Annotated in this window: 6 protein-coding genes and 1 pseudogene; 5 read left to right on the top strand and 2 right to left on the bottom strand. The window is 35.2% G+C overall.

The window, feature by feature from the left end:
• The first annotated feature begins 3 nt into the window (after nucleotides 1–3).
• On the top strand, nucleotides 4–3,030 hold the full coding sequence (locus tag IIF7_RS19630; protein ID WP_084843391.1) for a type I restriction endonuclease subunit R: 3,027 nt from the start codon (nucleotides 4–6) through the stop codon (nucleotides 3,028–3,030).
• A 299-nt stretch (nucleotides 3,031–3,329) separates the two neighbouring features.
• Here the strand turns inward: IIF7_RS19630 and IIF7_RS19635 are convergent, their stop codons facing one another.
• On the bottom strand, nucleotides 3,330–3,590 hold the full coding sequence (locus tag IIF7_RS19635) for a transcriptional regulator (RefSeq protein WP_084843392.1): 261 nt from the start codon (nucleotides 3,588–3,590) through the stop codon (nucleotides 3,330–3,332).
• Between the two features lie 455 nt (nucleotides 3,591–4,045).
• Between IIF7_RS19635 and IIF7_RS19640 the strand changes: the two genes are divergently transcribed.
• From IIF7_RS19640 to IIF7_RS19655, 4 genes are all read left to right on the top strand, one after another.
• Nucleotides 4,046–4,825, top strand: coding sequence for an RNA polymerase sigma factor (locus IIF7_RS19640; protein ID WP_084843393.1), 780 nt, complete (start codon nucleotides 4,046–4,048; stop codon nucleotides 4,823–4,825).
• Between the two features lie 2 nt (nucleotides 4,826–4,827).
• Entirely contained in the window at nucleotides 4,828–5,928 is a 1,101-nt protein-coding gene (locus IIF7_RS19645) for a hypothetical protein (protein WP_084843394.1), read from the top strand.
• Between the two features lie 622 nt (nucleotides 5,929–6,550).
• Entirely contained in the window at nucleotides 6,551–7,099 is a 549-nt protein-coding gene (locus IIF7_RS19650) for a hypothetical protein (protein WP_084843395.1), read from the top strand.
• A 110-nt stretch (nucleotides 7,100–7,209) separates the two neighbouring features.
• Nucleotides 7,210–7,746, top strand: coding sequence for a porin family protein (locus IIF7_RS19655; RefSeq protein ID WP_084843396.1), 537 nt, complete (start codon nucleotides 7,210–7,212; stop codon nucleotides 7,744–7,746).
• A gap of 404 nt (nucleotides 7,747–8,150) precedes the next feature.
• Here IIF7_RS19655 and IIF7_RS21255 read toward each other — a convergent pair.
• Nucleotides 8,151–8,219 (bottom strand): annotated as a pseudogene (locus IIF7_RS21255) (topoisomerase DNA-binding C4 zinc finger domain-containing protein); the annotation flags it as partial.
• Nucleotides 8,220–8,954 lie beyond the last annotated feature (735 nt).

The following is an 8,954-nucleotide window of genomic DNA, read 5'->3' on the forward strand; positions in this document are numbered from 1 at the left end:
AATATGCTTAACCAAACCAACGAACAAGCCTTAGAAGCCACGATACAAAAACAACTCACCGGTACCAACCTAGAAGCCTTACCAAATGATGAGGTGGCAGAACCTGCAGGTGAATATGCTTCCGGAAAAGACTATGTGATAGGTTGGCCGGAAAACTTTAACGCGAAATACGCCTTAGATGAAAAGCATTTTTGGAGTTTTTTAGAATACACGCAACAAGAAGAATTAGAAAAACTACAACGCCATAGCGATTGGAAGCTTAAAATTTTAGAGCGTTACGACCGGATGGTTAAAAAATATGGAATCCTGCATTTGCTTAAAAAAGGTTTAGCGGTAGAAGATGCGCATTTTACACTTTTTTATCAATTACCCTTAGCCAGTAGCAGTCAACGCGTACACGATAACTTTAAAAGCAATCAGTTTAGCGTTACGCGACAATTACGGTATTCAGAAGCCAATCCGCGGGAAGAGATCGATATGGTCCTGTTTATCAATGGGATTCCGGTGATCACCATCGAACTCAAAAACCATTGGACGGGACAAAATGCCAGGGTACACGGCCAAAATCAATACAAGTTTAAACGCGATAACCGTCAGCCACTGCTGCGTTTTGCTCGTTGTTTAGTGCATTTTGCCGTCGATACCGATGAGGTGTATATGACGACTAAACTCAATGGGAAAGATACCTTTTTCTTACCTTTTAATAAAGGCAATCAAAATGGAAAAGGCAATCCTGTAAATCCGTTTGGCCATAAAACCGCTTACCTTTGGCAAGAAGTACTTACCCGAAAGAGCTTAGCGAACCTTATTCAGCATTTTATTCGGTTAGATGGTAGCAAAAAAGATGCGTTAAATACGCGTACCTTGTTTTTTCCGCGTTACCACCAATTAGATGTAGTGCGTAAAATTGTGGAGGATGCTTCCCACAAAGGGGTAGGGCAAACCTATTTAATACAACATTCGGCAGGTTCAGGAAAATCAAATTCCATTACCTGGGCAGCCTACCAATTAATAGAAACCTATCCGGTTAATGAACAAGTACCGGGGAGTAAAGGCATAGAGCAACCTTTATTTGACTCGGTGATTGTAGTAACAGACAGACGCTTGCTAGATAAACAGATTCGGGAAAACATTAAAGATTTTTCGGAACAGAAAAATATAGTAGCTCCTGCACATTCTTCGAAGCAATTACGAGAAAATTTAGAAGTGGGTAAAAAAATTATCATTACTACCATTCAGAAATTTCCATTTATCATCGAAGGAATTTCCGATTTAAGCGATAAACGTTTTGCGGTACTCATTGATGAAGCCCATAGCTCCCAAAGTGGAATTGCTCATGATAAAATGAATCAGGCGATGGGGCAGCAGGAAGAAGTAGAAGACGCGCAAGATAAAATTATAGCGATGATGCAATCCCGTAAAATGCGGGGCAATGCTTCTTACTTGGCTTTTACAGCAACACCTAAAAATACGACTTTAGAAAAATTTGGAGTAAAACAGGAAGATGGAAGCTTTCAACCTTTTCATCTTTATTCGATGAAACAGGCGATAGAAGAACAATTTATATTAGACGTACTTGCCAATTACACTACCTATAAAAGCTATTATGAAATAGAGAAATCGATCGAAGATAATCCGCTTTTTGATACCGCAAAAGCGCAAAAAAAATTAAAAGCTTACGTAGAGTCTAACCAGCAAACCATCACCACCAAAGCGGAGGTGATGTTAGATCACTTTATAGGAAAAGTAGTAAATACCAAAAAGCTAAAGGGGAAAGCGAAAGCCATGGTGATTACCCAAAGTATTCAATCGGCAATTAAATATTACAAAGCTTTAAATCGAATTTTAGAACAACGGGGAAATCCATTTAAAGTATTGATCGCTTTTTCGGGAGAAAAAGAGCTGGAAGGAATCACCTATTCGGAAGCGGAAATGAATAGTTTTGGGGAGAAAGACACCAAAGATTATTTTGATAAAGATGAGTACAGAATTTTAGTCGTTGCCAATAAATACCTTACGGGATTCGATCAGCCCAAGTTAACCACAATGTACGTTGATAAGAAACTACAAGGGGTATTAGCCGTACAAGCTTTATCACGGTTAAATCGTGCAGCCGATAAGTTAGGAAAGAAAACAGAGGATGTTTTTGTATTAGACTTTTTTAATACCACAGACGAAATCAAGGAGGCGTTCGATCCATTTTATACCGCAACTTCCTTAAGTAAAGCCACCGATGTAAATGTACTGCACGAATTAAAAGATGTCTTAGATGAAGTAGGGGTATATGAGCAAGAAGAAGTAGAAGAGTTTATTCAACAGTATTTTGATGGTGTAGAGGGGAGCTTATTAAGTACTTTAATTGATGTGCCGGCGGAGCGCTTCAATATCGAATTAGACTGGGAAAAAGAAGAAGACAAAGCAGACTTTAAAATTAAAGCCAAACAGTTCGTAAAAATATATGGCCAAATGGCGGCAATTCTACCTTACGAAATATTGGCTTGGGAGAAATTATTCTGGTTTTTAAAGTTTTTGATTCCAAAGCTTGTCGTTAAAGATCCTGAAGCAAGCAATGTAGATGAGCTTTTAGAATCGGTCGATTTATCGACGTATGGCTTGGAGAGAACAAAACTTAATGAGGGAATTCAATTAGAGGAAGACGATAGTGAGCTGGGTCCGCAAAACCCTGCTCCTCGTGGAGCACATGGTGAAAAAGAAGAAGATATTCTCGAAAATATCATTAAAAGCTTTAACGAACGTTGGTTTCAGGGGTGGGAAGCTACTCCAGATGAACAGCGCGTTAAATTTTTGCAAATCAGTAAGCAAATCCAAGCACATCCTGATTACGAAACAAAAGTGGCTCAAAATAGTGATGAACAGAATTCAGATTTAGCCTTGAAAAGAATTATGGAAGAGGTGATGCGAAACCAACGAAAAAATGAACTCGATCTTTATCGTTTATTTGCCAAAGATGATTCTTTTTATCAGGCCTTTTTCAATTCAATTAAAGTGATGATAGATAGAAGCTTATAAACTCCCTGAGAGCCTTAAGTAGTTGTGTAAAGAAGTTCAATTAGCTCTGCCTTTATTTGAGAAGTGGCGATCTTGCCTTTAAATTAGCGACAGACACTAGAGTTAAAATTATTTAAGTTGTTTTTGTTTTCAGTTTTTTTACTAATAATTACGACCCTTAGCTTACTTGGAGTTCTCTTTAATTGGGAATTTGGAAAAAAGGAGTGCCAAAATGGGAAGCCATATCAAAAGCATGACTATGTATTATCTATGATTTTATTTTTAGGCTCCTTACTGTTTTTTTATCTATCAGTTATTTTTTAGCTAATTTCAAATTCTGGGAATTTTTCCATCAACTTTTTAAAAAAGTCAGACATACTTATTCCTCTTTCGTGGCAAATCTTGAAAAGTGTTTCAACAGGAATTCGGTAATTAGGATTATTTTTTATTTTTCTAACAGTACTTTCCAAAATGTTATGATTATCTGCAAATCCAACCTGTGTACCACCATTAGCTAAGAAGGGATCTATCCATTCTTCAGTTATAAATAAGCAAATAGCCCTATTAATATCTCTTGCCATACTAGCAAAGGAATCGCTTACCTATAAAATAATCTCGTTCGATCGAACGAATACTAATTATTTTTATTATATTTGAATATCACTAGATATTAATGTTAGCATTTATATAGAATCTATTGTAAATAGAAATTCTATAGCACTATTCTTTTCCGGAAAGAAAGAGAGTTGATTGAATAATGATATAACCACAAAACCAAATCTATAAGAAGAAACAAACCACCGTTTAATGAATTAGCCATTTAGTCTAGGCTAGAAGCCAGAAAGCCTTCCCTTAAGCTCATAGCCTTTCCCACTTGTTTATCGGCAATTTGGGAAGGCCTATGGTTTCGAACTAGATAAAAACAAACAAAAACCACAGCAAACCATGAAAATTATAGACCATACCGAGAGACTCGTATTAGTTATTAATACAGTATCCATTCGAAGATCCGATCCAACATTTAAACCTGTTGGCTATGGAACGTGAGTTTAAACTTTTAAAAGAAGGGCATCCCGATGCTATGGAGTTTATTTATGCCAGATATCGCCAAAAACTCTTTTGGATGGGGAAGAATTTAATTAAGGATGAATTTGTTGTTGAGAACATTCTTCAGGATACGTTCCTTACATTATGGGAAAAGAGAGATCATATAGAAGATACTAAACATATTCTCTTCTTCCTTCTGTATGTCATGAAACGGCAGTGTATCTATTACTATTGCCGCCCAAGGAATAGGTTTCACCGGAATATGAACAGACTGGAGTTTTTTCCAAACTATCAGGAATATATGCATGGATTTGACCCGGAGTCAGAAGATCTGCATTTAAAGGAACAGGAGGCCGACCAGAAAGCCTTCGATAAAATAAGTCGTGTTTTTCCCTTGTTAAGTCCTGAAAGACGTCGTCTTATTGAACTCTGTATTAAATATGGATTTCAATATAAAAATATTGCTCAGGTTATGGGAAACACTACTATGTACATTAGTTACGAGGTGAAAAGAGCTATCGAGGATATTAAAAAAATCATCCATAAAGGAAAGGATTTGGAAACCAAACCCGAAAAGGTTGTTGTTGTAAAACAACAGGGCAAAATGACTGCGGAACAGGAACAGGTATTTCAACTGCGAAATGAAAAGCAATACTCCTTTGCGGCTATAGCCGAAGAACTGAAACTTTCTCAAAAGGAAGTACATAAAGAATTTATGGCTGCCTATAGGTTGCTACAGGAAAAACACGAACAACAACAATCGGCATAAGCATGGCTAAAGAAACTATAAAACTTACCCGAAAGATCCAGCTACGGGTGGACGCGCCTACCAAGGAGGAAAGAAAAGAAGCTCTTGATACCCTATACCGTTGGCAGAACCGAAGCTATAGGGCGGGTAACCTTATTGTTACCCACCAGTATATACAGGAAATGATTAAGGATTTTTTTTATTTATCTGAAGGTATAAAATACAGGCTGGTGGATGATAAGAAGGCTGAAGATGGCATGCTCAATCGTTCAAAGAGCAATTGTACCTACCGTGTGGTATCAAATCGTTTTAAAGGTGAGGTTCCAACCAACATTCTAGCCAATATGAATTATAATATCATGAATAATTTTACTACAAACTTGGCGCAATATAGGAGGGGAGAGCGCTCTCTTGCGAATTTTAGAAGAGATATTCCTTTTCCATTTGGAACGATAGGGATTCATGGATTATCCTATAAAAAAGAAAAAAAAGCATTTTGCTTTCGTTTATTTTCTATTCCTTTTAAAACCTATTTAGGTAGGGATTATACGGATAAACGAAGCTTGCTGGAACAGGTAGTAGCCGGTCATATCAAACTCTGCGCTTCTAAAATTGAACTGAAAAAAGAAAAAATTTATTGGTTGGCCGTATTTGAAGTCGCGAAAGAAAAGCATAGCCTAAAACCGGAAGTAATTGCAGAAGCTTCTCTATCTCTTGATTATCCTATTATAGTGAAATCTGGTAAAGCAAAGCTTAATATTGGTAGTAGAGAGGAGTTTTTATATCGAAGATTAGCCATACAGGCTGCTTTAAAAAGGACGCAAAATGCTACTGCCTATTGTCGATCAGGAAAAGGTCGTAAACGCAAAACAAAAGCAGTAGAGAGATTTCACGAAAAAGAAAAAAATTATGTAGGTAACCGTTTGCATGTATACAGTCGGATGCTTATTGATTTTTGTATCAAACAGCAAGCAGGTACACTCATTTTAATAAATCAGGAAGATAAAATGGAGATCGCCAAAAAGGAAAACGGATTTGTTTTAAGGAACTGGAATTACTATGAACTGATGACCAAAATAAAATACAAGGCCGAAAAAGCCGGAATAGAACTTATCGTGGATTAAATATATTAATGAGGGTGCTTGTACACCCGTAAGGTGAGGTTCTATTTACGCTCACTAAATGCAATCAGCATATACAACAAAGCCTTTCCCCTAAAGTTGAGAGGAAATGAAATAATGATCAACAGACTATTAAAAAAAATATAAGTCCATAATTAGCGTGGATTAAATATAATAATGAGGGTGCTTGTGCACTCATAAGGTGAGGTTTAGATCTTTAATGATACTCACTAAGTGCATACCGCATATACAATAATTAGTCTGATTTTTTTAATATAGAAAAGAACTGAAATTAGTTTAAAATGACCAAAGTAGAATATACCATCTTCTAAAGTAGAAATTGCCGTTATAGTGGATTGAACTTAATAACGAGGCTGTTTGGACATTCGTAAGGTGAGGTTTAGATCTTTAATGACACTCACTAAGTGTATATTGCATATACAACAATTGGCCCGAGTCTATACCATATGGAATTTAAATTATTATATTCGTAAGTGTTAGTTGTATTAAAGATGGCTAATAGTGCTTGAGACTAAACATAATCACACTTTTTATAGATTTTCATGTTAATAATGTACAGATTAAGATTATAATAATATTCAGTCAAAATACCTAAATCCATAAAATGATAAAAAAGTTCGCCTTATCCATATTCGTAATTTTTGTTATTTCTTGTTCAACCTCAGAACAGGAAGATAATTCTATACCGTCATATACTGGCTATTATAAAATTACTTCTTTTGAATCCAGTAAAGCCGTTGATCTAGATAATGACGGAACATCAAATACAGACTTATCTAAAGAAACCGGTTTCTTTTTCCCAAATTCGATCTATGAAATAGAGATACGACCTATGATAGATCAGCAAAATTATGCTAAACTTATTTCCTTTTCATTTCCGGAAGCTTCTCTAAACTTTTATGATGCAGAAAAGACAGATTATAATTTGGATTATATTGATGCTAGTTTTGGAACTTCTTATAAAGAATTAGATGGGCACTTAGTATTGAAACAAAACGATTTTGATCCCTTCGGTACTATTGAAAATTTTGAGTTGGATAATAACAAAGAGGATCAGATTCATTTAACGCTATATAAAGATTATTATAATTTTGAAAGTGACTCCTGGGAAGAATTAAAAATCGAAGCAGACTATAAGAAAATAGACCTGTAAATAAAGTGTGCGTTTTATTGATATATTGGAATTTATTTTAGCCTAAAACGTGAAAGATGTCAAAATTTAATTTAGGTTTGTAGGTCGTAATTAATAAATCAAATCAAAAAATGTTTAAAAAATTAATCTTTATTGCAATCCTATTCATCGGTGTAAATTCATTTGCACAAGAAGTAGATTTTGGAGTTCAGGCTGGTTATACTAATGTTAAAGTTGCAGCTTCGTCCATGGGGGTTGAGGTATCAGAAAATGCCTCTGGATTCTATGTTGGCTTTTTAACCGATTTTGAATTAAACGAAAACTGGCACATTCAACCTTCTGTGAATTATTTCAATGCAGAGGAAACGGATTTCCTTTCTATTCCTGTAATGCTTCAATATTATATTGAAAATTCAGGATTTTATTTACAAGCCGGACCACAGGGGACAATTGTTCTAGAAGATGATCCTTCTACAAATGCTTTCGGTCTGGATGCTGCATTCGGTGCAGGATACCATATTAATGAAAACTTCTTTATCGAAGCTAGATATGGATTTGAATTGACGAATAGATACTCGAAAGATATCCAGGATCAAGCAGATCAATATGATGTTGATTTAGATAGTGGAGTGAATACTCTAATGATCGGAGTAGGTTACAAGTTCTAAAAACCTATACCAAACCTAACCTAAGTAAGCGAAAGAATTGATCTTTCGCTTTTTTTATTCCCGAAATTTAAGAATCAGAATCACAACTCCTTTTTTATTCAAAATCAGCGATACATAAAACAAAACGATCGCTTACTTCAGATCTTCGCCTCTTTGATCGTGTTGGATAGTTCTGTAGAAATTCGATCATACTCTATATTTTCAAAATTCAGGATATTTTCCTGGCTTGTAAGTCGTCGAATCAGATCTTCGGTATCCAGGTGAATCCCTTGCGAATGAATTTCTTCCGGTCATTATTTATACTGAAATGTCAAAGCAAGTACTATTCACTTGCAATGCTGTTATCATTGTTTTAATGAATGAGTACATAAATATAAATTCTTAGTCCTGAAAAGATCTAATCATTATTCAAGATTTTTAGTGCAGCTGCATTTAGGATAATTAGAACATCCGTAGAAATTACCAGAGCGTCCGCTTTTTTAATAATAAATCACCTTGACACCTCGGAAAGACCTTTAAATGCGCCATGATTTTTTGGTCTTTAATGTGCATTTTAGCCTAATCCCTTTCGATTAGGAGAATCAAAACATACGGAAACAAGGATTTATTTTTTCTTGGGGTAATCGCTGTTTAATAAACTCTTTTTTAAGTCTCTATTGGATTTAGTGATCTTAACTAAAAATATAATGGCATAGATGATAAGGGTAAAACCTATGCATAGGATAATTATTTCATCTGGGGATAAGTTCTGCATTTCTACAAGTATAATTAAGAAAGCTAGTAGGGCAAGGCTCTCTTATTAACGAACTATAATCATAATCGGGATGCAAAAGTATTTAAAATTAGTTTAAAGATGTTGGGTGAAAGCCTTTAAATAATCTACTTCATTCGTCGCTTTTTATTGCTTCTTTTTTAAATATAAAAATCTGTCATACAGTTTGTTTAGGTCGATTATTGATTGGCTTAAATATTCCGATGTGGTGATTATATTCATCCGGAGATAAATAATTCTGCATTATTACAAGATGAAATACATAGATTCTTAGTATTTGTGTAATGCGATGTCATATAGTAATGCAGGATAGTGATGCTTCTTGCATTTAGTTTCCCTTCCGGCTATTGTGCTGTTTCTTCCTAATCGGTTTTTAATTCACTTCAGTTGTTCCTTAGCCTTCTTTTTTTGGGTTGCAAAACACCAATATTTTGGA

It is taken from the genome of Zunongwangia atlantica 22II14-10F7 (assembly GCF_002094855.1).
GTDB lineage: Bacteria > Bacteroidota > Bacteroidia > Flavobacteriales > Flavobacteriaceae > Zunongwangia > Zunongwangia atlantica.

Excerpts from the sequence above, each read along its gene's own strand:
- IIF7_RS19630 (WP_084843391.1), top strand. The coding sequence starts at position 4 with ATGCTTAACCAAACCAACGAACAAGCCTTAGAAGCCACGATACAAAAA.
- IIF7_RS19635 (WP_084843392.1), bottom strand. The coding sequence starts at position 3,590 with ATGGCAAGAGATATTAATAGGGCTATTTGCTTATTTATAACTGAAGAA.
- IIF7_RS19640 (WP_084843393.1), top strand. The coding sequence starts at position 4,046 with ATGGAACGTGAGTTTAAACTTTTAAAAGAAGGGCATCCCGATGCTATG.
- IIF7_RS19645 (WP_084843394.1), top strand. The coding sequence starts at position 4,828 with ATGGCTAAAGAAACTATAAAACTTACCCGAAAGATCCAGCTACGGGTG.
- IIF7_RS19650 (WP_084843395.1), top strand. The coding sequence starts at position 6,551 with ATGATAAAAAAGTTCGCCTTATCCATATTCGTAATTTTTGTTATTTCT.
- IIF7_RS19655 (WP_084843396.1), top strand. The coding sequence starts at position 7,210 with ATGTTTAAAAAATTAATCTTTATTGCAATCCTATTCATCGGTGTAAAT.